This window comes from Streptomyces sp. NPDC005898 (assembly GCF_040629635.1).
In the GTDB taxonomy this organism is placed as follows: Bacteria; Actinomycetota; Actinomycetes; order Streptomycetales; family Streptomycetaceae; genus Streptomyces.
Genome location: NZ_JBEXWC010000016.1, coordinates 35,509 through 61,693, shown reverse-complemented (window position 1 = coordinate 61,693; position 26,185 = coordinate 35,509). Strand labels below are relative to the sequence as shown.

The following is a 26,185-nucleotide window of genomic DNA, read 5'->3' as shown; positions in this document are numbered from 1 at the left end:
AAGGAGGTTGACGCGCGTGCGGAGAGCCGGAGATTTCCGGCGGTGACGCCCGAAGGACGGCACGCTCAAAACGCCGCCCGGAACCACAGTTCCCGGCCCACCAGGTAGCGGAAGACGGCCCCCGCCCATGCTAGGAAGAGTCATGACCGAACGCGATGCGTACGACGCCGTCATCGTCGGCGGTGGTCACAACGGCCTGGTCGCCGCCGCCTACCTCGCCCGCGCCGGGCGCTCCGTGCTGCTCCTGGAACGGCTCACCCGCACCGGCGGAGCCGCCGTCTCCAGTCGGCCCTTCCCCGGGGTCGACGCGCGCCTCTCGCGCTACTCCTACCTCGTCAGCCTCCTGCCCAAGAAGATCGTCCGGGATCTCGACCTGAACTTCCGGGTGCGCACCCGCACCATCTCCTCCTACACCCCGACCGAGCGCGCGGGCCGCCCGACCGGTCTGCTCGTCGGCGGCGGCGAGGCCCGTACCCGGCAGGCCTTCGCCCGGCTCACCGGGGGCCCCGGCGAGTACGAGGCATGGCGGAGCTTCTACGCCATGACCGGGCAGGTCGCCCGCCGCGTCTTCCCCACCCTCACCGAACCCCTGCCCAGCCGGGCACAACTGCGGGCCCGCGTCGCCGACGACACCGCCTGGCGCACCCTGTTCGACGAGCCGATCGGTGTGGCGATCGAGGAGCGCTTCACCGACGACCTGGTGCGCGGGGTCGTCCTCACCGACGCCCTCATCGGCACCTTCGCCGACGCCCACGACCCCTCCCTGCGGCAGAACCGCTGCTTCCTCTACCACGTCATCGGCGGCGGCACCGGCGACTGGAACGTGCCCGTCGGCGGCATGGGCGCCCTCACCGCGGCCCTCGCCGACTCCGCGCGCGTCGCGGGCGCGCGGCTGCGCACGGGGTGCGAGGTGACGCGGATCGTCACCGACGGACAGCGAGGCGAGGTCACCTACCGCGAGGGCGAGGGCGACGAGCGGACCGTCGCCGCCCGGCACGTGCTCGTCAACGCCTCCCCGCAGGCCCTCGCCGAGCTTCTCGGCGACGAGCCGCCCGCGCCCGCCGAAGGCGCCCAATTCAAGGTCAACATGCTGCTCAAGCGGCTGCCGAGACTGCGCGACACCTCCGTCGACCCCCACGACGCCTTCGCCGGTACGTTCCACATCGCCGAGGGGTACGAGGAGTTGGCGACGGCGTACGCCGAGGCCGCCGCCGGGGCCCCGCCCGCCGCGCCGCCCTCGGAGATCTACTGCCACTCGCTGACCGACCCGACGATCCTCGCCCCCGAACTGAGCGAGCGCGGCCACCAGACCCTCACCCTCTTCGGGCTGCACACGCCCGCCCGGCTCTTCGCCCGGGACAACGACGCGGTCCGCGCCGAGCTCCTGAAGTCCACGCTCGCCCGACTCGACACGTATCTCGCCGAGCCGATCGCCGACTGCCTCGCGGCGGACGCCGAAGGCCGCCCCTGCGTCGAGGCGAAGACCCCGCTCGACCTGGAGCGCGACCTGCGCCTGCCCGGCGGCCACATCTTCCACCGCGATCTCGCCTTCCCCTACGCGGAGGAGGCCGGCGGGCGCTGGGGCGTGGAGACCCGGCACGCGAACGTCCTGCTGTGCGGGGCGGGCGCCGTGCGCGGCGGGGGAGTCAGCGGCATCCCCGGGCACAACGCCGCGATGGCCGCCCTGGGAGCGTGACCCGGTGGCGCACCCCGTGGTCCCGAGCCGGACGGCCGACGGCTCCGAGGTCCGCCCCTGAACTGACGCAGCATCAGAAAAGGCCTTCCGTCGTCCGGGCCGCTGCGGCATCCTGCGCCCATGCAGACGGAGTTGAGCAGGAAACTGGGAGTCGAGCACGCCATCTTCGGCTTCACGCCCTTTCCCGCGGTGGCCGCCGCCATCAGCAGGGCGGGCGGGCTCGGGGTGCTCGGCGCGGTCCGCTACACGGCGCCCGACGAACTGGCCAGGGACCTCGACTGGATCCAGGAGCACGTCGACGGCCTGCCGTACGGGCTCGACGTCGTCATGCCCGCCAAGAAGGTCGAAGGAGTCACGGAGGCCGACGTCGAGGCGATGATCCCCGAGGGCCACCGGCAGTTCGTCGCGGACACCCTCGCCGAGCACGGCGTCCCCGAGCTGGCCGAGGGCGAGGCGTCCGGCTGGCGCATCACCGGCTGGATGGAGCAGGTCGCCCGCGACCAGCTCGACGTCGCCTTCGACTACCCGATCGCCCTGCTCGCCAACGCCCTCGGCTCACCCCCGGCCGACGTGATCGCGCGCGCCCACGCCCACGACATCCTCGTCGCGGCCCTCGCCGGCAGCGCCCGGCACGCCCGCAAGCACGCCGAGGCCGGCATCGACGTCGTCGTCGCCCAGGGGTACGAGGCGGGCGGCCACACCGGCGAGATCGCCTCCATGGTCCTCACCCCCGAGGTCGTCGAGGCGGTCGCGCCGCTGCCCGTGCTGGCCGCCGGGGGCATCGGCGGTGGCGAGCAGATCGCCGCCGCGCTCGCGCTCGGCGCGCAGGGCGTGTGGCTCGGCTCCCTGTGGCTCACCACCACCGAGGCCGACCTGCACTCGCCCGCCCTGACCCGCAAGCTGCTGGCGGCCGGCTCCGGTGACACGGTCCGCTCCCGGGCCCTGACCGGCAAGCCCGCCCGCCAGCTGCGCACCCGGTGGACCGACGCCTGGGAGGACCCGCGGGGCCCCGGCCCGCTGCCCATGCCGCTCCAGGGGCTCCTCGTCGCCGAGGCCGTCTCCCGCATCCAGAAGTACGAGGTGGGGGAGCTGCTCGGCACGCCGGTCGGGCAGATCGTCGGCCGCATGAACAGCGAACGCAGCGTGCAAGCCGTCTTCGACGACCTCACCCGCGGCTTCGAGAAGGCCGTCGACCGGATCAACCGCATCGCCGGAAGGGGAGGCCAGTCGTGAGCGCCGCCGGGAGCACGCCCCAGAGCACACCCCCCAACGGCTTCTGGGCGCAGGCGACGGCCGACCCCGGCCGCACCGTGCTCATCGCACCCGACGGCGAGCGGTGGACGGCGGGCCGCCTGCACGGCGTCGCGAACCAGCTGGTGCACGGGTTGCGGGCGGCCGGACTGGAACGCGGCGACGCGTTCGCCGTCGTCCTGCCCAACGGCGTCGAGTTCCTCACCGCCTACCTCGCCGCCGCGCAGGCCGGCTTCTACCTCGTCCCCGTCAACCATCACCTGGTCGGCCCCGAGATCGCCTGGATCGTCGCCGACTCGGGCGCCAAGGTGCTGATCGCGCACGAGAGGTACGCGGACGCGGCCACGGCGGCGGCCGACGAGGCGGCGCTCCCGGCCACCCACCGCTACGCCGTCGGTGACGTGCCCGGCTTCCTGCCCTACCGCCAACTCCTGGACGGGCGACCGGAGTCGGCGCCGGAGGGCCGCACCCTGGGCTGGGTCATGAACTACACCTCGGGCACCACCGGCCGCCCACGCGGCATCCGCCGCCCGCTGTCCGGCAAGCTCCCCGAGGAGTCCTACCTCGGCGGGTTCCTCGGCATCTTCGGGATCAGGCCCTTCGACGGCAACGTCCACCTGGTCTGCTCCCCGCTCTACCACACCGCCGTGCTCCAGTTCGCCGGCGCCGCCCTGCACATCGGCCACCCCCTGGTCGTCATGGACAAGTGGACGCCCGAGGAGATGCTGCGCCTCATCGACGCGCACCGGTGCACCCACACGCACATGGTGCCGACCCAGTTCCACCGCCTGCTCGCGCTGCCCGACGCCACGAGGGCCGCCTATGACGTGTCCTCCATGCGGCACGCCATCCACGGCGCCGCTCCCTGCCCCGAGCACGTGAAACGCGCGATGATCGCGTGGTGGGGCGAGTGCGTCGAGGAGTACTACGCGGCCAGCGAGGGCGGCGGGGCCTTCGCCACCGCCCAGGACTGGCTCAAGAAGCCGGGCACGGTCGGAAAGGCCTGGCCCATCAGCGAGTTGGCGATTTTCGACGACGAGGGCAACCGGCTGGCGCCCGGCGAGCCGGGCACCGTCTACATGAAGATGTCCACCGGCGGATTCGCGTACCACAAGGACGAGTCGAAGACGCGGAAGAACCGCATCGGTGACTTCTTCACCGTCGGCGACCTCGGCCTCCTGGACGAGGACGGCTATCTGTTCCTGCGCGACCGCAAGATCGACATGATCATCTCGGGCGGGGTCAACATCTACCCCGCCGAGATCGAGTCGGCGCTGCTCGCCCACCCCGCGGTCGCCGACGCCGCCGCCTTCGGCATCCCGCACGACGGGTGGGGCGAGGAGGTCAAGGCCGTCGTGGAGGTCGCCGAGGGCCGGGCCGCCGACGACGCCCTCGCCGCCGAGATCCTCGCCCACTGCGCGCGCCGCCTCGCCGGCTACAAGCGTCCCAAGAGCGTCGACTTCGTGGCGACGATGCCCCGCGACCCGAACGGCAAGCTGTACAAGCGGCGCCTGCGGGAACCGTACTGGGAAGGCCGCGAACGCCCGATGTGAGCGTGGGCGGGGCCGGGCCACCCGGCGGCGACCCGGCCCGTGCGCTCAGCGGCGCTCGCGCACCCGCACCACCTTCAGCGCCGGATCGCCGAGAATGTCCTTCTCGCAGAAGCGGGCCGTCACCCAGCGCTCCTTCGCGTACAGCCGCGTCTGATCGCTGTGGTGCGGCGAGTCGGGGTCGACGGACTGGGAGTACGTCAGCAGCGTCCGGGCCCGTGGGCAGCGGCCGTCGTCCCAGCCGACCGCCTGGATGTGGCTCGACCCGTGCGCCACCTCGGTGTAGCCGGCCTTCGGGTCCCACACCGGCTCGATCTTGTTCCAGACGCCGAGGGACTCCGTGCCGCCGTGGACCGGGACGCGCCGCCCCTGGCGTACGACGTATTGGTGCGCGCCCAGCGGGGCGTCGAGGGCGATCCCGGCCGCCTTCAGCTCGCTCACCGCGTCCGCCAGCGCCGTCGGGAAGCCGGGCGCGGAGGTGTCGAGGGTGTTCGGGGTGCGCACGGGGTCGGCCGCCGAGAACGGCACCTTCCACATCCGCTTCTGCGACCCCGCGGGCGCGGTCAGCTTGCGCCAGAAGCGGTCGAAGAGCAGCGCGCCCCGGCTCCCGGTGTCCATCGTGCGGTCCCAGCGTGCCAGGACCCGGCACGCCTGGCGCACGTCGACGGCCCTGCCGTCGCTGCCGGTCGCGGTGCCCCCGGGCAGCGCCGCACAGGCCCGCGCGGTGTCGTCGGCCGCGAGGTCCGCCGCGGGCACACGGTTCGCGAACTGCCGGCGTTGCAGGTCGGCGACCGTGAGACCGCCCTTCTCCGCCATCGCGGCGACATCCTCGATGGCCCCGCGCGTACGCAGCGAGCGCTGGGTGCCGATCGTGCCGAAGACCCGTTCGTAGCCGGTGATCGGGCGGTCGGCGTTGGTCAGCCAGGCGCTGTCGTTGGAGTTCTCCGCGTAAGGGGCGTTCTTGAGCGTCGGCATCCGGGAGGGACCGAAGATGCCGGGCTGCAGGGCGTCCTTGTCGGAGCCGAGCGCGCACGAGCCGCGCGAGCCGTCGAGCACGGCCACGCCCGACGCCGGGTAGGTGACCTTGCCCAGGGGCGTGCCGCACCGCCGCACCAGGTCGTCGGTGATGCGGGGCAGCACCTGTGACTGGGTGAGCAGCGAGTGGCCGCGCCGGTCCGCCGCGACGGTGTTCACCCAGGGCAGCCCCTGCGTGTCGCGCAACGCCCGCAGGATGCCCGCGGTGGAACGGGCCCTGCCGAAGCCGAGGTCGGTGTCGCTGCCGCGCAGGTTCACGGCGTTGGGGTCGTTGAGCGCGTACGCCGTGGTCGAGGACCAGGGCAGGGGAAGCTGCGGGCCGAGGTCGGTGAGGACGGGACCGTAGCGGGTCCACCACTGCGTGCGGGTGACCGGGGCGCCGTCCTTGACGGGCACCGTCACGGTGCGCTTGATCATCTTGTGCGGTGCGCCGTCGATCACATAGGTGGTCGGGTCGGCGGCGTCCAGCGTGAGCTGGTGCAGGTTCAGGGTGACCCCGGTCGCCACGGTGTGGCTCCACGCCACGTCGCCGTTGAAGCCGATGTTGACCACGCCGGTGCCGACCAACGAGGCCCCGGAGACGTTCAGTTCGCCCGGGATGGTCTGCTGCGACTGCCAGAAGCGGCGCCCGCCGTGCCAGGGGTAGTGCGGGTTGCCGAGCAGCAGTCCCTTGCCGCTCGCGGTGACCTGGCCGCTGAACGCGACGGCGTTCGAGCCCATGTCGGCGTCCTGCGCGGCGAACAGCTCCCGGGCCGCCTTCGCCGAGCGGCGCGGATCGGCCGCCCGCTCCGCGCTCCGGGTGCCCGGCGGGCGGGCGGCCGTGATGCCGTCGACGCCGTGCCCCTGTCCGCCGAGCACCTGCACGGCGTAACCCTGCCGGGCCACGTCGAGGGGGGTGATCGGACGGACCCAGTCGGCCTTCGCGCAGGCCGGGTCGGTGACGCGGTGCTGCTTCAGCCAGGCGTTGTAGCCCGCCGCGAAGCCCCGCATGAGCTCCTTCACCCGGCGGCTCGGACCCCGGGGGGCGGGCTGCGCCAGGAGTTTCTCCACGGTCCCCGCCCCGCGCACGCCACGGAAGTACAGGTCGCTGGCGAGGTTCGTGGACGCCGACGAGAGGGCCCCGCCGGGCGCGGCCTCGGCCCCGAAGTGGCGCGAGCGCTCGCCGCGCACGGTCACGTAGCCGTCGGCGAGCGTGCACACCTGGTCGGCGGCCTGCGCCCAGCCGGTGCCGAAGCCGAGGTCCGCGTAGTCCTTGGCGACGATGTGCGGAATGCCGTACTGCGTGTAGCGGATGGTGGCGTGCAGGCCGACGTCCGCGGGACGGGCGTCCCGCGGTGCGGCCGACGCGCCGGCCGGCAGCAGGACCACGGCGGTCAGCAGGGCGACTCCGGCGGCGGCCAGGCGTCTCGTCCGGGTAGGCAAGGGTGCCTCCCAACAGTGTGGACGGTAGGTGCTGTTGAGCGTACCAAGCGGTATGTCATCTGTGTCATGCCTTGACCGGACCGCCGCGGCCCCCGAGGATCACGCCATGACGGGTGTACGCGACAGCACGGTCGACGCGGTCCTGCGCCGCAGCGCGCGCCGCACGCCACGGCGCACGGCGCTGCGCTACGGCGAGCGGTCCTGGACCTACGAGCGGCTCGACGACGCCGTCTCGCGCGCGGCCCGGGTGCTGCGCGACCACGGGCTCGCCCCCGGCGAGCGGGTCGCCGCCTACGCCCACAACTCCGACGCCTATCTGATCGGCTTCCTCGCCTGCGCGCGGGCGGGCCTGGTCCATGTGCCGGTCAACCAGAACCTGACCGGCGACGACCTCGCGTACATCGTCCGCCAGTCCGGCAGCTCCCTCGTCCTCACCGATCCGGACCTCGCGGGGCGCCTGCCCGCCGGTGTGCCGGCCCTGCCCCTGCGGGACGCGGACGGCTCCCTGCTCGCGCGGCTCGCCACCGCACCCGCGTACGAGGGGCCGGGGCCCGGCGGCGACGACTTGGCGCAACTGCTCTACACCTCGGGCACGACCGCGAGGCCGAAGGGCGCCATGATGTCGCACCGCGCCCTCGTCCACGAGTACGTGAGCGCGATCGTCGCCCTCGACCTGACGGGCGACGACCGGCCCGTCCACTCGCTGCCGCTCTACCACTCGGCGCAGATGCACGTCTTCCTCATGCCCTACCTCGCGGTCGGCGCCGAGAACACCGTCCTCGACGCACCCGACGCCGAGCGGATCTTCGACCTGGTCGAGGCGGGGCGCGCCGACAGCCTGTTCGCGCCGCCGACCGTCTGGATCGCCCTCGCCGGCCACCCCGACTTCGCCACCCGCGACCTCGGCGCGCTGCGCAAGGCCTACTACGGGGCGTCGATCATGCCGGTGCCCGTCCTGGAACGGTTGCGGGCCCGGCTGCCCGGGCTCGGCTTCTACAACTGCTTCGGGCAGAGCGAGATCGGGCCGCTCGCCACCGTCCTCGGCCCGGACGAGCACGAGGGCCGCATGGACTCCTGCGGCCGGCCCGTCCTGTTCGTGGAGGCCCGCGTCGTCGACGAGCACGGCCGCGAGGTGCCGGACGGCACGCGCGGCGAAGTCGTCTACCGCTCACCGCAGTTGTGCGACGGCTACTGGGACAAGCCGCAGGAGACCGCGGAAGCGTTCCGCGACGGCTGGTTCCACTCGGGCGACCTCGCGGTACGGGACGCGGACGGCTGCTTCACCGTGGTGGACCGCGTCAAGGACGTCATCAACTCCGGGGGAGTGCTCGTCGCCTCGCGGCAGGTCGAGGACGCGCTGTACGAGCACGCGGGCGTCGCGGAGGCGGCCGTGATCGGGGTGCCGCACGAGCGCTGGATCGAGGCGGTCACCGCCGTCGTCGTACGCAGGGACGAGGAGCTGACGGAGGCCGCCCTCATCGCCCACGCCCGCACGCGGCTCTCCTCCTTCAAGGCGCCCAAACGGATCCTCTTTGTGGACGAACTGCCGCGCAACGCCAGCGGGAAGATCCTCAAACGAGAGCTGCGGGACCGCTTCGGCGCGTCCTGAGGCCCCCTGGTCACGCCCTGGGCGCCGACCGGGCCGTGACACGGCGAGGGGGGGGCGGCTCACGGCCGCTCCCGCAGGTCCACGATCCGCTTGAACTTGCCGACCGAGCGTTCCAGCGTCTCCGGGTCCACGATGTCGACGCCGACCGAGACGCCGATGCCGTCCTTGACCGCCGCCGCGATCTCACGGGCCGCCGCCTCGCGCCGCTGCGGCGTCGTGTCCGCGCGCGCCTCGGCCCGTACCGTCAAAGCGTCCATGCGCCCCTCGCGGGTCAGGCGCAGCTGGAAGTGCGGGGCGACGCCCGCCGTGCGCAGCACGATCTCCTCGATCTGCGTGGGGAAGAGGTTCACACCGCGCAGGATCACCATGTCGTCGCTGCGGCCCGTCACCTTCTCCATCCGCCGGAAGACCCGCGCGGTGCCGGGAAGCAGCCGCGTGAGGTCCCGGGTGCGGTAGCGGATCACGGGCATCGCCTCCTTGGTGAGCGAGGTGAACACCAGCTCGCCGCGCTCCCCGTCCGGCAGGACCTCGCCCGTGAGCGGGTCGACGACCTCGGGGTAGAAGTGGTCCTCCCAGATGTGCAGCCCGTCCTTGGTCTCCACGCACTCCTGCGCGACGCCCGGCCCGATCACCTCCGAGAGCCCGTAGATGTCGACCGCGTCGATCGCGAACCGCTCCTCGATCTCGCGCCGCATCTCCTCCGTCCACGGCTCCGCCCCGAAGATCCCGACCCGCAGTGACGTCGTCCGCGGATCGACGCCCTGCCGCTCGAACTCCTCCAGGAGCGTCAGCATGTACGAGGGGGTCACCATGATGATCTCGGGGCGGAAGTCCTGGATCAGCCGCACCTGGCGGGCGGTCATCCCGCCGGACGCGGGGACCACCGTGCAGCCCAGCCGCTCCGCGCCGTAGTGCGCGCCGAGCCCCCCGGTGAACAGGCCGTACCCGTACGCCACATGGATCATGTTCCCCGGCCTGCCGCCCGCGGCCCGGATGGAGCGCGCCACCACGTCGGCCCACATGGACAGGTCGCGCTCGGTGTACCCGACGACCGTGGGCAGGCCGGTCGTGCCGCTGGACGCGTGCAGCCTGCGCACCTCGGACTGCTCCACCGCGAACATCCCGAACGGGTAGTTGGCGCGCAGGTCGTCCTTGGTGGTGAAGGGGAACAGCGCCAGATCGGCGAGCGACCGGCAGTCGTCGGGGCGCAGCCCCGCCTTGTCGAACGCCGCGCGGTAGAACGGGACGTTCTCGTACGCGTGCAGCAAGGTGTCCTGGAGGCGTTCGAGCTGCAGCGCCCGAAGCTCCTCGGGGCCGAGCCGTTCCGCCGCGTCCAGCTCCAGCGGCATACGCGCCATAAGGGGTTCCCCCGTCCCGAACGGGCGACCGATCATTCGGTCGACGATCTTCCGTGAGGTCAGTAATCCAGGCCGGGCGGTGGGCGTCAAGGGATCGCGCACGACCGCTTCGTGCAGGTGGGCCGGGTGCCGGGGCTTTGCCCCGGGGGTCCGGGGGTGTGATGATCATCGGCATGCCGGTATTCAGCGCGTACGACGGGACCCAGTTGGCCTACCACGAGAAGGGGGAGGGGGAGCCGCTGCTCTGCCTGCCCGGCGGCCCCATGCGGGCCTCCGTCTACCTCGGGGACCTCGGCGGTCTCACGGCGCACCGTCGCCTGATCCTGCTCGACCTGCGCGGCACCGGCGACTCCGCGATCCCGGACGACGTCTCGACGTACCGCTGCGACCGGCAGACCGACGACGTCGAGGCGCTGCGCGAGCACCTGGGCCTCGACCAGGTCGACGTGCTCGGCCACTCCGCGGGCGGCGACCTCGCCACGCTGTACGCGGCCCGCCACCCCAAGAGGATCCGCACCCTCGTCCTCGTCACCCCGGCCACGCTGGCCGTCGGCGGCACATTCACCGACGAGGACCGCCGTGAGGCGGCCGCGCTGCGCAAGGACGAGCCCTGGTACCCGGCGGCCGAGACCGCGCTGCGCGAGATCGCCCAGGGCCGCGCGCCCTCCGCGGGCTGGGAGGCCATCGCATCGCTCACCTACGGGCGCTGGGACACGGCGGCCCAGGAGCACCGGGCGCGGAGCACGGAGCAGAAGAACCTTGCGGCGTCCGAGGCGTACTACGGCGAGGCGTCCTTCGACCCGCCCGCGACCCGCGCCGCCCTCGCTGCGGTCGCCGCGCCGGTGCTCGTCCTCGCGGGGGCCTACGACGGCGGGCCGAGCCCGGCGCGCGCCGCGGAGCTGGCCGCGCTCTTCCCGCACGGCGTGTGCCAAGTGCAGCCCGGCGGCGGCCATTTCCCCTGGCTTGACGACCCGGAGTGGTTCGCGCGGCGGGTGGCGGGGTTCCTCGCGCAGCACTGAAGGGCTCCTCTCCCGGTGACCGGGGCGGGTGCTCACGCGCGGGGCGCCCCCGGCGGCCACCCTCAGCCGCCCGCCGCCACCGCCTTGGCCCACCGGTAGTCCGCCTTGCCGCTCGGGGAGCGCTGGATGTGGTCGGCGAAGACCACCCTGCGTGGGATCTTGTAGCCGGCGAGCAGCGCGCGGCAGTGGTCCTGGACCGCCGCCAGGTCCAACGGAGCGGCGCCGAGGCGGAGTTGGACGATGGCGGCGACCGCGGCGCCCCAGCGCTCGTCGGGCACGCCGGCCACCAGCGCGTCGTACACGTCCGGATGCGACTTGAGGGCCTGCTCGACCTCCTCCGGATAGACCTTCTCGCCACCGGTGTTGATGCACTGCGAGCCGCGGCCGAGGACGGTGACGACGCCGGTCTCGTCGACGGTCGCCATGTCGCCGAGCAGTACCCAGCGCTCCTCGCCCTTCCGGAAGAACGTCTCGGCGGTCTTCGCCGGGTCGTTGTAGTAGCCGAGCGGCACATGGCCGCGCTGGGCGAGGCGGCCGGGCTCGCCCACCGCGACCGGCTCGTGGGTCGCCGGGTCCACCACCTTCGTACGGTCGTTGACCGTCAGGCGAAAGCCCCTGGCCGGGCCCGAGTCGTCCGTGGCCCTGCCGTTCGAACCGGACTCGGAGGAACCGAAGTTGTTCAGGACCAGCACGTCGGGCACCAGTTCCTGGAACTGCGCGCGCACCGTCTCCGACATGATCGCCCCGGACGAGGAGACGCTGAACAGCGACGAGAGGTCGGTGCCCTTGAGGGGGCCGCGCAGCGCGTCGACGAGCGGCCTGAGCATCGCGTCGCCCACCAGGGACACGCTGGAGACCTTCTCCCGCTCGATGGTGCGCAGCACCTCCTCGGGCACGTACTTGCGGTGCAGTGCCACGCGCTGGCCGTAGTTGAAGGCGATGAACGACGTCAGCGTGGAGGTGCCGTGCATGAGCGGGGGCGTCGGGAAGAAGGTGAGACCCGGCCCGCCCGCCGCGACGCGCTCGGCCAGCTCCTCGGGCCGCCGCACCGGTTCGCCCGCCGGGTCGCCGCCGAAGAGCCCCGCGAAGAACAGGTCCTCCTGGCGCCACATGACGCCCTTGGGCATCCCGGTCGTACCGCCGGTGTAGATGATGAACAGGTCGTCGGGGGAGCGCGGCCCGAATCCCCGCTCCGGTGAGGCCGCCGCCTCCGCCGCCGCGAAGGCCGGCGCGTCCAGCGCGGGCGCGTCGGCGGGCGGCGCCCCCACCCGCAGCACGTGCCGCAGCTTCTCCGCGCGCGGCAGCGCCGCCGCGACCCGCCCGGTGAACTCGCCGTCGAACACGAGCGCCGTGAGGTCCGCGTCACGGTAGAGGTAGACCAATTCCTCCGCCACGTAACGGTAGTTGACGTTGACCGGCACGAGCCGGGCCTTCAGGCAGGCCAGCACCGTCTGGAGGTACTCGACGCCGTTGTACAGATGCAGGCCCACGTGCTCGCCGGGCCGCAGCCCGGAGTCGATCAGGTGGTGGGCGAGGCGATTGGCCGCCGCGTCCAGCTCGGCGTAGGTCAGCCGGCGCTCGGCGCCCGTACCGGGGTGGTCGATGTAGACGAGTGCCTCTCGGCCCGGGACCACGTCGACGACCGACTCGAACAGGTCGGCAAGGTTGTACTCCACCGCACTCCTCCTGACCCCGGCGTCCGATGTCGCGGTCTCCCGCGACATCCGCTCCGGCGGCCATCACAGCAGAGGCGCCCACAAGTGGGAAGTGCCGCCGCGAAGTAAAACTGACTGGGTGTCAGAAAGGTATTGAACTGGCTCCCCGCCTACTGCAACCTGTTGCAGGTCCGAGAAGCGACAGGCCGGCCGTACGGCGGCCGTCGACGGAGGGAGCACGGCACATGGCCGGGACGGAACACCTCTCCGTGCGGCGCGAAGGCGCCACACTGATCCTCACGCTCAACAGGCCCGAAGCGAAGAACGCCCTCTCGCTGTCGATGCTCGTGGGCCTCTACGACGGCTGGGTCGCCGCCGACGAGGACGACACCGTCCGCTCCGTCGTGCTGACCGGCGCGGGCGGCGTCTTCTGCGCGGGCATGGACCTCAAGGCCCTCGCCGGCAAGGGAATGGAGGGCGAGCGGTACCGCGACCGGCTGACGGCCGACCCCGACCTGCACTGGAAGGCGATGCTGCGCCACCACCGGCCCCGCAAGCCGGTCATCGCCGCCGTCGAGGGCCACTGCGTGGCCGGCGGCACCGAGATGCTCCAGGGCACGGACATCCGCGTCGCGGGACGGTCGGCGACCTTCGGCCTCTTCGAGGTCCGGCGCGGCCTCTTCCCCATCGGGGGCTCGACCGTGCGGCTCCCTCGCCAGATCCCCCGTACGCACGCCCTGGAGATGCTGCTCACCGGGCGGCCCTACTCGGCGGCCGACGCGGCGGCGATCGGCCTGATCGGCCATGTGGTGCCGGACGGCTCGGCGCTGGAGAAGGCCCTGGTCATCGCCGAGCAGATCAACGCGTGCGGGCCGCTCGCCGTGGAAGCGGTGAAGGCCTCCGTGTACGAGGCCGCCGAGATGAGCGAGGAGGCCGGGCTCGCGGCCGAGCTGAAGCGGGGGTGGCCCGTCTTCGACACCGCCGACGCGAAAGAGGGCGCCAGAGCCTTCGCGGAGAAACGGGTGCCCGTGTTCCGACGGGCGTAGGACATTTGGCCGGTCGCAGGCCTGGCGTGGCCGATTGCAGGCCTGACGTGGTCGGCCGCAGGCCTGGCGTGGCCGGTCGCCCCGTTTCCCGCGCCCCTCTCGGGGGCCTTCCCGTTCACCGAGTGCAATGGAGTCCGCCCATGGCATCCGCCTCTTCCCCCGACGTGCTGCGCGCTCCTCTCGTCGTGGAGTTCCCCTTCACGCGGTCCCTCGGGCCCGTGCAGAGCGCGTTCCTGACCGGGCTGCGCGAACGCACCGTCCTCGGCGTCAGGACCGTCGACGGGCGCACTCTCGTGCCGCCCGTCGAATACGACCCGGTGACCGCCGACGAGCTGCGCGACCTCGTGGAGGTCGCTCCCACCGGCACCGTGACCACCTGGGCCTGGAACCACGAACCCCGCCGGGGCCAGCCCCTCGGCACCCCCTTCGCCTGGGTTTTGGTGAGACTGGACGGCGCCGACACCGCCCTGCTCCACGCCCTCGACGCCCCCGGCCCGGACGCCGTGCGCACCGGCATGCGCGTCCGCGTCCGCTGGGCCGGCGAACGCGTGGGCGCCATCACGGACATCGCCTGCTTCGAGCCCTGCGAGGGAAAGGAAGCGGGGCCGCAACCCAGCCCGCACACAGGGAAGTTCGAGAATCCCGCCACCGGGATCGTCGCCTCCGCACGCCTCGACTACACCCACTCGCCCGGCCGCGCCCAGAGCGCCTACCTCCACGCCCTGGCCGAGCGGAAGACCGTCGGCGAACGCTGCCCGGCCTGCCACAAGGTGTACGTACCGCCCCGGGGCGCCTGCCCCACCTGCGGACTCGCCACGACGGAACGGGTGGAGGTCGGCCCGCGCGGCACCGTCACGACGTACTGCATCGTCAACATCAAGGCGAAGAACCTCGACATCGAAGTCCCCTACGTCTACGCCCACATCGCCCTGGACGGCGCCGACCTCGCGCTGCACGCGCGCATCGCCGGCATCCCCTGCGACGAGGTGCGCATGGGCCTGCGCGTCGAACCCGTATGGACCGAAGGCGCCCGCCACCCCGACCACTACCGCCCCACAGGCGAACCCGACGCCGACTACGACACGTACAAGGAGCTGGTCTAGATGGCGCCGCCGAAGCCCTCCGTGATGCGTCCCGCCCGTGCCGTCGCCGTCGTCGCCTTCGCGCAGACCGACCACCGGCGCTCCACCGACGACCTGTCGGAGGTCGAGATGCTCATGCCGGTCCTCCACGAGGTCCTCGCCGCCACCGGCCTCAGGACCAGCGACATCGGCTTCACCTGCTCCGGCTCGTGCGACTACCTCGCGGGCCGCGCCTTCTCGTTCACCATGGCGCTCGACGGCGTGGGCGCCTGGCCGCCGATCTCCGAGTCGCACGTCGAGATGGACGGCGCCTGGGCCCTGTACGAGGCGTGGACGACCCTGCAGACGGGCGAGGCGGACACCGCGCTCGTCTACTCCTACGGCAAGTCCTCGCCCGGCTCCCTGCGCGACGTGCTGACCCGCCAGCTCGACCCCTACTACGTGGCGCCCCTGTGGCCCGACTCCGTGGCGCTCGCCGCGCTCCAGGCACAGGCACTCATCGACGCGGGCGAGACCGACGAGCCCGCGCTGGCCGGCGTCGCGCACCGCAGCCGGACCGATGCCACCGCCAACCCCCACGCGCAGCTGCGCGGCGAGGTCCCGCAAGGGGAGTACGTCGTACGTCCGCTGCGCACCGGCGACTGCCCGCCGGTCGGCGACGGGGCCGCCGCCGTGATCCTCGCCGCGGGGGAGCGGGCCCGCGAGCTGTGCGAGCGGCCCGCGTGGATCCGGGGCATCGACCACCGCGTCGAGGCACACGGCCTCGGGGTGCGCGACCTCACCGACTCACCGTCCACCCGCCTGGCCGCCCAGCGCGCCGGAGTCTTCGAACGGCCGGTGGACACAGCGGAGTTGCACGCCCCCTTCAGCTCCCAGGAGGTCGTCCTGCGCAAGGCGCTGGAACTCGGCGACGACGTCACCGTCAACCCGTCCGGCGGCGCGCTCGCCGCCCACCCCATGATGGCCGCCGGACTCATCCGAATCGGCGAGGCCGCCGCCCGGATCCACCGGGGCGCCTCGGACCGCGCCGTCGCCCACGCGACGTCGGGGCCCTGCCTCCAGCAGAACCTGGTCGCCCTCCTGGAAGGAGACGCCCGATGAACTGTGCGCCAAGCGGCCCGGTGGGCGGTGCGGCGGGCAAGGAGCCCGTGGCCGTCGTCGGGATCGGCCAGACCAGGCACGTGGCGGCCCGCCACGACGTATCGATCGCCGGCCTCGTGCGCGAGGCGGCCCGACGGGCTCTGGAGGACGCCGAGTTGGCGTGGCCGGACATCGACGCCGTCGTCATCGGCAAGGCGCCCGACTTCTTCGAGGGTGTCATGATGCCGGAGCTGTACCTCGCCGACGCCCTCGGCGCCGTCGGAAAACCCATGCTCCGCGTGCACACGGCCGGTTCCGTCGGCGGCTCCACGGCGCTCGTCGCCGCCAACCTCGTCGCGGGCCGCGTCCACGGCACCGTCCTCACCCTCGCCTTCGAAAAGCAGTCGGAATCCAACGCGATGTGGGGCCTGTCGCTGCCCATCCCCTTCCAGCAGCCGCTCCTCGCCGGGGCGGGCGGCTTCTTCGCCCCGCACGTGCGCGCCTACATGCGCCGCACCGGCGCCCCCGACACGGTCGGCTCCCTCGTCGCGTACAAGGACCGCCGCAACGCCCTGAAGAACCCCTGCGCGCACCTCCACGAACACGACATCACCCTGGAGAAGGTCCAGGCCTCGCCCATGCTCTGGGACCCGATCCGCTACTCGGAGACGTGCCCGTCCTCGGACGGCGCCTGCGCGATGGTCCTCACCGGTCGGGCGGGCGCGGCCCGTTCACCGCGGCCGCCCGCCTGGCTGCACGGCGGCGCGATGCGCAGCGAGCCGACGCTCTTCGCCGGCAAGGACTTCGTCTCCCCGCGGGCCGGCAAGGACTGCGCGGCCGACGTCTACCGGCAGGCGGGCATCACGGATCCGCGCCGGGAGATCGACGCCGTCGAGATGTACGTGCCGTTCTCCTGGTACGAGCCGATGTGGCTGGAGAACCTCGGCTTCGCGGCCGAGGGCGAGGGCTGGAAACTCACCGAGTCCGGCGTGACGGAACTCGACGGCGACCTGCCCGTCAACATGTCCGGCGGCGTCCTTTCGGCCAATCCGATCGGCGCCTCAGGCATGATCCGCTTCGCGGAGGCGGCGCTTCAGGTGCGCGGCCAGGCGGGCGAGCACCAAGTCGACGGCGCGCGCAGGGCACTTGGGCACGCCTACGGCGGCGGCGCGCAGTTCTTCTCCATGTGGCTGGTCGGGGCCGAGCCGCCCACCTCCTGACATCGACCGCCGCGACGGTGGCCGCGGTCCTCGCGTCGCGGCCTGTGCGGGGCGAGAGGTGAAAGCTAGGCTGGCGCCGGACGACGCAATTCGGGAGGAGCACGGACGTGGCCGAAAGCACCGCTCAGCAGCATCCGCTCGCGGGCTGGGACAAGCCGGAGCTCGACCTCAGCGCCGCCGACTGGCGCTCGAGCAGCGAAGGGCACGGGGACGTGGAGATCGCCTTCGTCGAAGGCTTCGTCGCGATGCGCAACAGCGGCCGGCCCGAGAGCCCGTCCCTGATCTTCACCCCGGCGGAGTGGGGCGCCTTCGTCCACGGCGCCCGCGCGGGAGAGTTCGACCTGACCTAGCACACCGAAGCGCCGCGGCGCACGGAGTCCGTCCTCGCGGTGGCACCGGCTAGCGGTGGTACCGGCTAGTGGAGTACGACGCAGCCCTTGCCCGCAAGCGTACGGAGGAGCCCTCCGTCGACGTGGGTGTCGTTCCAGCGCAGATCCAACTTCTCCAGGGACGGCAACTCGCCCAGCCAGTGCGGAAGGTGGCGCACCCGGTTGCCCCGAAGGTCGACGCGGCGCAGCAGGGGCAGCCCGCGCAGGGCCTTCGGGACGGCGGTGAAGGCGTTCTCGCGCAGTTCGATCTCCCGCAGGGAGGTCAGGTGCCGTACGCCGTCGGGAAGAGAGGTGAGACGGTTGCCGCGCAGCCACAGCTCGCGCAGCGCGCCGAGTGCGCCGATCGTGTCCGGCAGGTGGGTCAACCGGTTGTGCTGGGCGCGCAGTTCGACAAGGCCGGTCAGGGTGCCGAAGGAGTCGGGCAGGGAAGTAAGGCGGTTCTCGCCGACGTTCAGGTAGCCGAGCCGGGTGAGCCGGCCGAGTGAGGCGGGCAGCTCGGTGAGCCGATTGTCGTGGAGATAGAGGAAGCGGCTCAACGCCGGGAGATCGCCCAGCTCGGCCGGGACCGCGCGCAGCCTGTTGTGACCGAGGTCGAGGGTGTGCAGCGCCGTGAGCGTCCCGATGCGGGCGGGGACGGCGGTGAGGGCGTTGTCGGGCAGCAGCAGCGCCTCAAGGCGCGGGTGGCGCCAGACCTCGTCCGGCACCTCGCTGAGACCGCCGTGCCAGTAGTTCAGGACCGGGCCGCCGGCCGGTGCGGTGCCGTTGCCGTCGCTCGGTGTGTCGCCCATGGCCTCGCTCCCCTTCACTGCGTCCCCCTGGCCGCACGGCCGGTCGTCCCGTCGGCGTCGCCCCCGCGGAGCTTCCGTAGCCCGCTGCCGGTGCCGCCGCCGGTCAGACCGCCCTTCGGCGCGCTTCCGTCGCCCTCCCGGCGGTCCGTACGCCACCGTAGGCCTCGCCCCCGTCCTCCGGGGCGACGTGCCGGGCGGGAGCGGGGCGGACATCGATGTGCCGAGCGGCGATGCGAGGGGGCGGCGGCACGCGGACAGGGGCGGGATGGACGTCGGTGGGGCGGAGGGCGGCGAGGTGCTGACCAGCGGTGGAGTGGACGGCCACGTGCTGAGCGGCCGGGAAGTCGGTGGCGGTGCAGCCTACCGGCGGGGCCCTGCGGGTCCCGAGGGTGTGCGGGCCGACCGTTGGGGGCGGCGAGCGGTCGCGCCCCCACGTCGGCGGACACCGGCGGCCACGTACCATGGGCGCATGTCCTTCCTCCGCCGCCGCAGCTCCGCCACGCCCGCGGGCCCGGACTTCGATGTCCTGGCCATGGACCCCGGTGACTGGCCCGGCAATCTCGGCGCGGGCCTGCTGCCCGCCCCCGACGGCAGCTGCCAGGGCGTCTTCCTGCGCTACGACCTGTTCGGCGGGCGCGGCCCAGCCATGGTCATCGGTAATCTCCCCGAGGGCGCCCCCGCGCGCGAGACCGCCGAGGGCGAGGTGCCCTTCGAGGTGGCCCAGCTGCTCCTGGCGCTGGAGAACGACGAGGACATCACGGTCGTCTCCACGGAGGACATCCCCGTGATGCAGGGCGACAACCTCCTCATCGTGCGCCGCCTGAAGCTCTCCGAGAGCCGCATCTCCTGCGTGCAGTTCGACCGCAGCGACAACGTCCTGGTGACCATCGCCGCCTGGGACCGGCCGATCACCGACGACCTGTACGCCCTTTTGAAGCCACTGCCCGCCGAGCTCTTCCAGCAGGGCTGAGCACGCCCGGGCCCCCGTACGTCCAGCACCGCCCCGTTCCGTCCAGGGAACGGGGCGGTGCCGCGTCTTGCCACGCCAGTCGGCCCGGCCCGGGGTCGCGCACCAGCGACCCGCGCCCGGCCGGCCCGGCCCCATGCCGTCATGAGGTCGACGGCATCACCTGCACGTCCGCCGCCCGCACATAGCCGATGCGGTGCCCGTACTGGATCACGTAGTACATGTCCTTCCCCCGCACCACCGTGTGCCGCGCGGTGTCGAACGTCGGCGCGTAGAAGTACTCGCCCGGCACCTTGTCGCCCACCACGTACCTCTGGCCCGCCAGGATCTTGTACGGCAGCGGGGAGACCGCCTGCACGGGCACGCCCGCCGGGTACGCCTCCTTCTCCGGGTACGCGCGCCCGTACACGGGGACCTCGCCCGCCCCGGCCTTCGGCGTCACCACGAGCCCCTTCGCGGACACGGCGGTCGGCTGCTCGGCCGGGTTCTTGAACCAGGCCTTCTGCCCCAGGTACCAGACGGCGGTCCACTCGCCCTGACGGTCCGCGACCGCGTACTGCTGGCCGGTGGACAGCCGCGCGCCGACGTCGTTCACGTCGATCGTGGAGTCCTGGCCGCCCGGACGCTTGCCGATGTCCTTGATCAGCGGCGCGTCGTCACGCGGCGCGGTGTGCACGCGCACCGCCGCCGAACCGTGCGGCACACACGTCTCGGCCGGCTTCACGCAGCCCGTGTACAGCGGCCTGTTCGCCGCGTACTCGGGAGCCACCGTCACCAGACCGCCCTTCGGACCCGCCGTGCGGTGGAACGGCTTGCCGAGCAGGGTGAAGTAGTGCTGCCAGTCCCAGTACGGGCCCGGGTCGGTGTGCATTCCCGGGATGGTCGAGGAGACCGTGCCCTGGACGTTGTCGTGGCCGAGGATGTGCTGCCGGTCCAGCGGAATCCCGTACTTCTTCGCGAGGTACTTCACCAGCCGTGCCGACGTGCGGTACATCGCCTCCGTGTACCAGGTGTCGGGGGCGGTCAGGAAACCCTCGTGCTCCAGACCGATCGACTTGGCGTTGACGTACCAGTTGCCCGCGTGCCAGGCCACGTCCTTGGCCTTCACGTGCTGGGCGATGTGGCCGTCCGTGGAGCGCAGGGTGTACTGCCAGGACACGTAGGTGGGGTCCTGCACCATGTTCAGGACGCCCTCCCACCTGCCCTCGGTGTCATGGATGACGATCGAGTCGATGCTCTGGCTCTTGGGCCGGTCCGACAGGTCGTGGTTGCCGTAGTCCGGATTCCCGTTGGGGTCCTTGAACTCCTCGTACGGCGCCGGGATCCACTCGCAGGACACCGTCCTCGGGCACTCCGTCTCACCCGCGTCGACCTCGCGCAGCCCCATCCGCTCGAGCTGCGCCGGATCGGGCCGCAGTCCGGGCCGGGCCGGGAGCGTCACGCGCTGGCCCGCGTCCGTGGTGCGCCGCTCGCCGGCGCGGATGACGGCGAACACGTCATTGGCGTACGTCGCCGCCGTCGCCTCGTCGTCCGCCCCGGAGAAGCCGGCGATCGCGCCGTACCAGTCGGCGGGGTCGGCACTGAGGGGCTTGCCGAGCCGCTGCTGGGCCGCGGCGAGCAGCGCGGCACCGCCCGCCACGTTCGCGGCCGCGTCGGTACGCAGCTCCTCGGCGGGCAGACCGGTCAGTTCCGCCGCGCGCGGCAGGGTCATGAGCCGCGCCGGCAGCCGCGACTCGTCGGGCACCTTCGTCCTCGGCGGCGGCATCGGGCGCGAGGTGTCCCCGCGCGGGTCCTCCGTCCCCTCGCCGTGGTGCGGGGCCGAGGCCAGCGCGGTGCGCGCGTCGGTGAGGTGCATGGGGCCGTAGCCGCCGGTGACGCTGGCCGCGCCGCCGTGCGCGTCCCAGCGGGACTGCAGGTACGAGACGCCGAGCAGCACACTGCGCGGTACGCGGTACTCGTCGGCGGCGGACGCGAAGGCGTCCTGCAACTGGGTGGACGTCGGTCGGGGCGCGCCGGACGACGGGGCCGCGCCGAGCAGCGGCACGAGCAGCCCGGCGGACGCGAGGGCGCCCGCCGTCCTGATGGTGCGTCTGCGCGCCGACGAGGTACGGGCGGTGGTTCCTCGCAATGCAGCCTCCTGGGACTTCGGCGCCGATGAAGCGTGGCGGGGCGTGCGGGGCCGGGCGTGCGTCAGTGGTACCGGCTGGCCGACGATCCGTCAATCATGCCCAGCAGACGGGATTGCCCATGTCAGCGCCGGTTCCGGCGGGTCACGGGCACGCTTTCGTCCGGACAGGCGCCGCCGCCTGCGGCGCGTCAGTGGCATGGACCAATGAGCGGGACGGCCTCCGGGGCCGCGGGCATACGAAGGTCCGCGGTGCGCCCCTGTCAGGGTGCGCCGCGGACCTGTCCCCCCGTCAGCGGGTGCCGACCGCCGCCCGCACGGCCCGGCGGGCCATCTGGCAGTCGTCGTGCAGCCGCCTCAGCAGCAGCCGCTGCTCCTCACCGGTCGGCGCGGCCCCCGCCTGGGGCGGCCCGGTCGGCGCCAGGGGCGCGTCGTGCATCGAACGCTGGAGCGCCGTCTCGTACATGCGGATCTCGCGGGTCAGCACCAGCATGAGATTGACCAGGAACGCGTCGCGTGCCGCGGTGCCCGTCGACTGCGCAAGCTGGCTGATCTCACGCCGCGCGACGGGGGCGTCGCCGAGGACCGCCCACAGCGTGGCCAGGTCGTAGCCCGGCAGATACCAGCCCGCGTGCTCCCAGTCGACCAGAACCGGCCCGGCCGGCGAGAGCAGGATGTTCGACAGCAGGGCGTCGCCGTGGCAGAACTGCAGCATGGCCTCCGGGCCCTCACCCTGGCGGACCGCCGAATGCGCGATGCCGTGCAGGAGCTTTTGCAGGTCACCCAGGTCGCGGTCCGTCAGCAGCCCCAGCTCGTGGAAGCGGGAGATGCGCCTGCCGTAGTCCATCGGCCGGCCGAACATCTCCGCCGGCGGCCGCCACTGGTTCAGGCGCAGCACGGAGCCGAGCGCCGCCCGGATGTCCGCCCGGGGCGGGGCCTCGACCGGATGCCGCTGCAAGGCCGCCACCCGTCCGGGCATCCGCTCGATCACCAGTGTGCAGGCCTCGGGATCGGCGGCGATCAGCCGAGGCGCGCGCACGGGCGGGCGGTGCCGGACGAACGAGCGGTAAGCCGCTATTTCGTGCCGGATCAGGTCTTCGTGCCGGATCCGGTCGGTCCACAGGGGAGAGTCGTCCAGTAAACACTTGGCGACGGCGGCACCGCGTCCCGCCGTGCCGACCAGCAGCACGGTGCGGCCGCTGCGGCGCAGGACCTGCACGGGGTTGAACTCCGGACAGATGCGGTGCACCGAGGCGATCGCGGTGCGCAGTTGCGCCCCCTGCGGGCCGGACAGGTCGAGTCTCCCGCTGAGCGGTCGGGCACCGGCCCCCGGCACGCGGCGCGTCCGGCCGGCGCCGAGCTGCGCGGCGGAGGGCCGCACCGGCTCCAGATAGGGGCCGCCTCCCGGCGAGGGGGACACCTCGCGGCCCCGGGGGGCCGGGGGGCGCGGGTGGAGCGGACGGGGCGGGGCGGACACGGAGGACGATGCTGCGTACATGGGAGATACAGATCCCTTCGTGTGCCTGTGGATTTGCGTGCGCCTCCCGCCCCGATCACATCGGGAGCACCCTGGGGAGTACCTTGCGGCGACCGGGTCGGGGTGGCGCACTCCTACCTGACACCCGGCGTCCCCTGGCACACCATGTGGCGCACCCTGGCGAACCCTGGCGAATAGTCGCTCAGCAACTGACAGGCGGTTACTGTCAACTCAGCCGAGAACCTGGGGGCTTGACGTGAACGGACAACCCAACACCCGCCTCGCGGACCTGTTCGGCCTGGCCGGCTGGTCCAAGGGCGAGCTCGCGAGACTGGTGAACCGGCAGGCGGCGGCCATGGGCCACCTCCAGCTCGCCACCGACACCTCGCGGGTGCGGCGGTGGATCGACATGGGGGAGATCCCCCGCGATCCGGTGCCGCGGGTGCTGGCCGTCCTGTTCACCGAGCGTCTCGGCCGTGTCGTGACCACTGAGGACCTCGGTCTGGTCCGGCACGGGCGCCCGGGAAAGCGGCGTGGCGACGGGAGTGCGGAGCACCCCGACGACGTGCCGTGGGCGCCCGAGCGGACAGCCGCGGTCCTCACCGAATTCACGGGAATGGACCTCATGCTCAACCGACGCGGCTTGGTGGGCGCGGGTGCCGCGCTTGCCGCAGGCTCCGCACTCAGCAGCGCCATGCACGACTGGCTGCACACCGACCCGGCCCTCGCGGCCGACGCCCCCCGTATCGGCGATCCCCTGTACGCGGACCCCGCCGGCTTCGACCGCTACGAGGCCGCTCCCATCGGCTCCCAGGAGATCGAGGAACTGGAGCGCTCCGTCGAGGTGTTCCGCGCCTGGGACGCGGCCCGCGGCGGCGGCCTGCAACGCAAGGCCGTGGTGGGCCAGCTCAACGAAGTGGGCGGCATGCTCGCCTACCGCCATCCCGATCACCTCCAGCGCCGCCTGTGGGGCGTCGCCGCCAACCTCGCGGTCCTCGCCGGCTGGATGTCCCACGACGTGGGCCTGGAGCCGACCGCCCAGAAGTACTTCGTCATCGCGGCCCACGCCGCGCGCGAGGGAGGCGACCGCCCGCGCGCGGGCGAGGCGCTCTCCCGGGCCGCGCGCCAGATGGTGCACCTCGGCAGGCCGGACGACGCCCTGGACCTGATGAAGCTCGCCAAGTCGGGCGCCGGGGCGGAGGCACTGCCCCGCACCAAGGCCATGCTGTACACCATCGAGGCCTGGGCGCAGGCGTCGATGGGGCGCGGCCAGGCGATGCGGCGCACCCTCGGTCTCGCCGAGGACCTCTTCGGGTCGGACAAGGGGGACGTGCCGCCGCCGAGCTGGATGCAGATGTTCGACGAGGCGGACCTGCACGGCATGCAGGCCCTCGCCTACCGCACGCTCGCCGACCACGACCCGGCCGCGGCGAACACCGCGCAGCGGCACGCCAAGGAGGCCATCGAGCTGCGCGCCAAGGGGCACGACCGTTCGCAGATCTTCGACTACATCTCGCTGGCGTCGGCCTGCTTCATCGCCGACGACCCCGAACAGGCGGACCGGTACGCGCGGCTGGCGCTGGTGTCGATGGGGTCCAACTCCTCCCACCGCACCTGGGACAGGTTGCGGGAGATGTACCGGCTGACGGCGCAGTACGCCGGTAACCCGACGATCCAGGACCTGCGCGAGGAGATCAAGGTCGCGCTGCCGAAGGCGAGGGGGACCAGGAGGGCGGGGCGGACGGCCAAGGCGTAACGCCCCGCGGTCAGCGGCACCGCGCGACCAACAGGCAGGCGTCGTCCTCCCGCAGGGCTGTGCCGAACTCCTCGACGACGATGTCCGCGCACTCCTGCGCCGTACGCCGTTCCGTGAGACGGGGGGCGAGGGAGAGCAGGAGGTCGGTCGCCGCGTCCCTGTCCTGCCGTGGCACCAGACCGTCGGTGTGCAGCAACAGCAGGTCCGAGGGCCGCAGACGCACTTCGGCCTGCCCGTAGGGGGCACCGGAGGCGGCGCCGAGGAGCGGGCCCTTGGGCGGTGGCAGCGCGTGTCCCGTCCCGTCGCGGAAGAGCAGGAGGGCGGGGTGCCCGGCCCGCGCCCAGGTGAGCAGCCGCGTGCCCGGGTCGTAGCGGCAGCAGATCGCGCTGCCGAGGGCGTGCGGGACGGTGGTGTCGATCAGATCGTTGAGCCAGCCCATGAGCTTGCCGGGTGGGGCGCCCGCGACCGCCATGCCGCGCAGCGCGCCGAGCAGCATCGCCGTGCGGGAGGTGCCGGAGGTCCCGGTGGCGCCGTTACCGGTGAGGTCGCCGACGCTCAACAAAGCGTTGCCGTCGGGCAGTTCCATCGCGTCGTGCCAGTCGCCGCCGAGGGGGGCGCCGATCGAGGAGGGGAGATGACGGGCGGCGAGGTCGAGCCGCGCGGGGGCGCCACGCGGGAAACGCGGCGCCTCGTGCCACGGCGGTGCCGCTGCGCGCGGTTCCGCCGCGGGCCGGTGCCGGGCGCCCGCGTCCTCGCGGCGCCGCCGCAGCGAGTCCTGGGTCTCACGCAGTACGCGCTGACTGCGCCGCAGTTCGCTGACGTCCCGCAGGACCGCCCACATGGAGGCAGTGGACCCATCGGCGCCCAGCACGGGCTCGCCCATCATGTGGACCTGGCGCACCCCGCCGCCGGGGCGCGTGACGCGGAACTCGCCGTCGATGGGCTTCCCGTCGACCAGGCAGTCGGTGACCATCGCGGTCAGCAGCGGCTGGTCGTCGAGGTGCACGAGGGAGGGGAGTTCGTCGAGGGAGAGCGGGGGAGCGGCCGGGTCGCGGCCGAGGATGTCGTACAGCTCGCAGGACCAGCTGGCCTCGTCGGTGAGGAGGTTCCACTCGGCGCTGCCCACCCGGCTCAGGAGCGAGCCCCGGCGCGCGTCGTCAGTGGTGGGCTCGGCCGCCCCGCCGGGGTCGGCGGCAGCCTGCGGCGGGCCGTCCCGCAGCTGGGCGAGGTGGTCGTCGAGGTCGTCGAGCTGATGCACCGCAAGGTCGCACAGGGCCCGCTGCCAGCGTCCCGCCGCGTCCGCCCGGTCGGCCGCCGCCTCGCGCCGCACGGCGTCGACCTCGCCGCGGAGCCGGCGCGTCTGCGAGATCAGTGCGTCGACCGTGCCGCGCTCGGGCGGCTGGGCGGCGTGGTCCGCGAAGACATGGGACGGCATGGGTGCTCCGGTGAAGGTGCGGGGCGACCGACTTGACGGGGGCAGCCATGACGAGTGGCGGCCGTGACGGATGGTGGGCCATGACGAGTGAGGCGCTGTGACGGGTGAGAGACCGTGACGGTGGTGGACCGGGACGGGGGGTGGACCGCTAACGACTTTCGCACAGCGGGAGGGGGCCTGTAAGGGATTTGGCGACACCCGGCACAGTGTTGCGTCTGGCATATG

At 72.9% G+C, this 26,185-nt stretch carries 19 protein-coding genes; 12 read left to right on the top strand and 7 right to left on the bottom strand.

Annotated features, from left to right (window positions below; genetic code table 11):
- The first annotated feature begins 142 nt into the window (after positions 1–142).
- From ABZ385_RS21790 to ABZ385_RS21780, 3 genes are all read left to right on the top strand, one after another.
- A complete protein-coding gene (locus ABZ385_RS21790) occupies positions 143–1,696 on the top strand; it encodes an NAD(P)/FAD-dependent oxidoreductase (protein ID WP_358912692.1) in 1,554 nt (517 codons plus the stop codon).
- 120 nt (positions 1,697–1,816) lie between these two features.
- Complete coding sequence (locus tag ABZ385_RS21785; protein ID WP_358912690.1) at positions 1,817–2,929, top strand: nitronate monooxygenase family protein; 1,113 nt, start codon at positions 1,817–1,819, stop codon at positions 2,927–2,929.
- On the top strand, positions 2,926–4,500 hold the full coding sequence (locus ABZ385_RS21780; protein WP_358912688.1) for an acyl-CoA synthetase: 1,575 nt from the start codon (positions 2,926–2,928) through the stop codon (positions 4,498–4,500). Before ABZ385_RS21785 ends, ABZ385_RS21780 begins: the two co-directional genes overlap by 4 nt.
- 45 nt (positions 4,501–4,545) lie before the next feature.
- Here the strand turns inward: ABZ385_RS21780 and ABZ385_RS21775 are convergent, their stop codons facing one another.
- Positions 4,546–6,954 (bottom strand): penicillin acylase family protein, encoded by a 2,409-nt coding sequence (locus tag ABZ385_RS21775; protein ID WP_358912686.1) that lies wholly within the window; start codon positions 6,952–6,954, stop codon positions 4,546–4,548.
- A gap of 106 nt (positions 6,955–7,060) precedes the next feature.
- Between ABZ385_RS21775 and ABZ385_RS21770 the strand changes: the two genes are divergently transcribed.
- Entirely contained in the window at positions 7,061–8,563 is a 1,503-nt protein-coding gene (locus ABZ385_RS21770) for an acyl-CoA synthetase (protein WP_358912684.1), read from the top strand.
- Positions 8,564–8,622: 59 nt separating this feature from the next.
- Here the strand turns inward: ABZ385_RS21770 and paaK are convergent, their stop codons facing one another.
- Positions 8,623–9,912, bottom strand: a complete 1,290-nt coding sequence (gene paaK, locus ABZ385_RS21765; RefSeq protein WP_358578633.1) for a phenylacetate--CoA ligase PaaK — start codon at positions 9,910–9,912, stop codon at positions 8,623–8,625.
- Between the two features lie 182 nt (positions 9,913–10,094).
- Between paaK and ABZ385_RS21760 the strand changes: the two genes are divergently transcribed.
- Positions 10,095–10,940, top strand: a complete 846-nt coding sequence (locus ABZ385_RS21760; RefSeq protein ID WP_358912682.1) for an alpha/beta hydrolase — start codon at positions 10,095–10,097, stop codon at positions 10,938–10,940.
- 62 nt (positions 10,941–11,002) lie between these two features.
- Here the strand turns inward: ABZ385_RS21760 and ABZ385_RS21755 are convergent, their stop codons facing one another.
- Positions 11,003–12,616, bottom strand: coding sequence for an acyl-CoA synthetase (locus ABZ385_RS21755; protein WP_358912680.1), 1,614 nt, complete (start codon positions 12,614–12,616; stop codon positions 11,003–11,005).
- Between the two features lie 224 nt (positions 12,617–12,840).
- On the opposite strand from ABZ385_RS21755, the gene ABZ385_RS21750 reads away from it, so the two are divergent.
- From ABZ385_RS21750 to ABZ385_RS21730, 5 genes are all read left to right on the top strand, one after another.
- Positions 12,841–13,641, top strand: coding sequence for a crotonase/enoyl-CoA hydratase family protein (locus ABZ385_RS21750; RefSeq protein ID WP_358912678.1), 801 nt, complete (start codon positions 12,841–12,843; stop codon positions 13,639–13,641).
- A 140-nt stretch (positions 13,642–13,781) separates the two neighbouring features.
- The gene (locus ABZ385_RS21745; protein WP_358912677.1) at positions 13,782–14,744 is read left to right on the top strand and encodes an OB-fold domain-containing protein; all 963 of its coding nucleotides are present in this window, start codon (positions 13,782–13,784) and stop codon (positions 14,742–14,744) included.
- A 24-nt stretch (positions 14,745–14,768) separates the two neighbouring features.
- The gene (locus tag ABZ385_RS21740) at positions 14,769–15,824 is read left to right on the top strand and encodes a thiolase domain-containing protein (protein WP_358578630.1); all 1,056 of its coding nucleotides are present in this window, start codon (positions 14,769–14,771) and stop codon (positions 15,822–15,824) included.
- Positions 15,821–17,023 (top strand): thiolase domain-containing protein, encoded by a 1,203-nt coding sequence (locus tag ABZ385_RS21735; protein ID WP_358912675.1) that lies wholly within the window; start codon positions 15,821–15,823, stop codon positions 17,021–17,023. The genes ABZ385_RS21740 and ABZ385_RS21735 overlap by 4 nt, the downstream gene beginning before the upstream one ends.
- Positions 17,024–17,130: 107 nt before the next feature.
- Entirely contained in the window at positions 17,131–17,373 is a 243-nt protein-coding gene (locus ABZ385_RS21730; protein ID WP_358578541.1) for a DUF397 domain-containing protein, read from the top strand.
- Between the two features lie 65 nt (positions 17,374–17,438).
- Here the strand turns inward: ABZ385_RS21730 and ABZ385_RS21725 are convergent, their stop codons facing one another.
- Positions 17,439–18,200, bottom strand: coding sequence for a leucine-rich repeat domain-containing protein (locus ABZ385_RS21725; RefSeq protein WP_358912673.1), 762 nt, complete (start codon positions 18,198–18,200; stop codon positions 17,439–17,441).
- A 469-nt stretch (positions 18,201–18,669) separates the two neighbouring features.
- Here ABZ385_RS21725 and ABZ385_RS21720 point away from each other — a divergent pair, with 469 nt between their 5' ends.
- Positions 18,670–19,170 carry a hypothetical protein gene (locus ABZ385_RS21720; RefSeq protein ID WP_358578535.1) on the top strand — a complete coding sequence of 167 codons (501 nt, stop codon included), beginning with the start codon at positions 18,670–18,672 and terminating at the stop codon, positions 19,168–19,170.
- Positions 19,171–19,309: 139 nt separating this feature from the next.
- Here ABZ385_RS21720 and ABZ385_RS21715 read toward each other — a convergent pair whose 3' ends face one another.
- Both ABZ385_RS21715 and ABZ385_RS21710 read right to left on the bottom strand, forming a co-directional pair.
- Positions 19,310–21,295: an N-acetylmuramoyl-L-alanine amidase gene (locus ABZ385_RS21715; protein WP_358912671.1), complete on the bottom strand. Its 1,986-nt coding sequence runs from the start codon at positions 21,293–21,295 to the stop codon at positions 19,310–19,312.
- 289 nt (positions 21,296–21,584) lie between these two features.
- The gene (locus ABZ385_RS21710; RefSeq protein WP_358912669.1) at positions 21,585–22,790 is read right to left on the bottom strand and encodes an aminoglycoside phosphotransferase family protein; all 1,206 of its coding nucleotides are present in this window, start codon (positions 22,788–22,790) and stop codon (positions 21,585–21,587) included.
- Positions 22,791–23,025: 235 nt separating this feature from the next.
- Between ABZ385_RS21710 and ABZ385_RS21705 the strand changes: the two genes are divergently transcribed.
- Entirely contained in the window at positions 23,026–24,525 is a 1,500-nt protein-coding gene (locus tag ABZ385_RS21705; protein WP_358912667.1) for a hypothetical protein, read from the top strand.
- A 10-nt stretch (positions 24,526–24,535) separates the two neighbouring features.
- On the opposite strand, the gene ABZ385_RS21700 is transcribed toward ABZ385_RS21705, so the two are convergent.
- Positions 24,536–25,960, bottom strand: a complete 1,425-nt coding sequence (locus ABZ385_RS21700) for a SpoIIE family protein phosphatase (protein WP_358578527.1) — start codon at positions 25,958–25,960, stop codon at positions 24,536–24,538.
- Positions 25,961–26,185 lie beyond the last annotated feature (225 nt).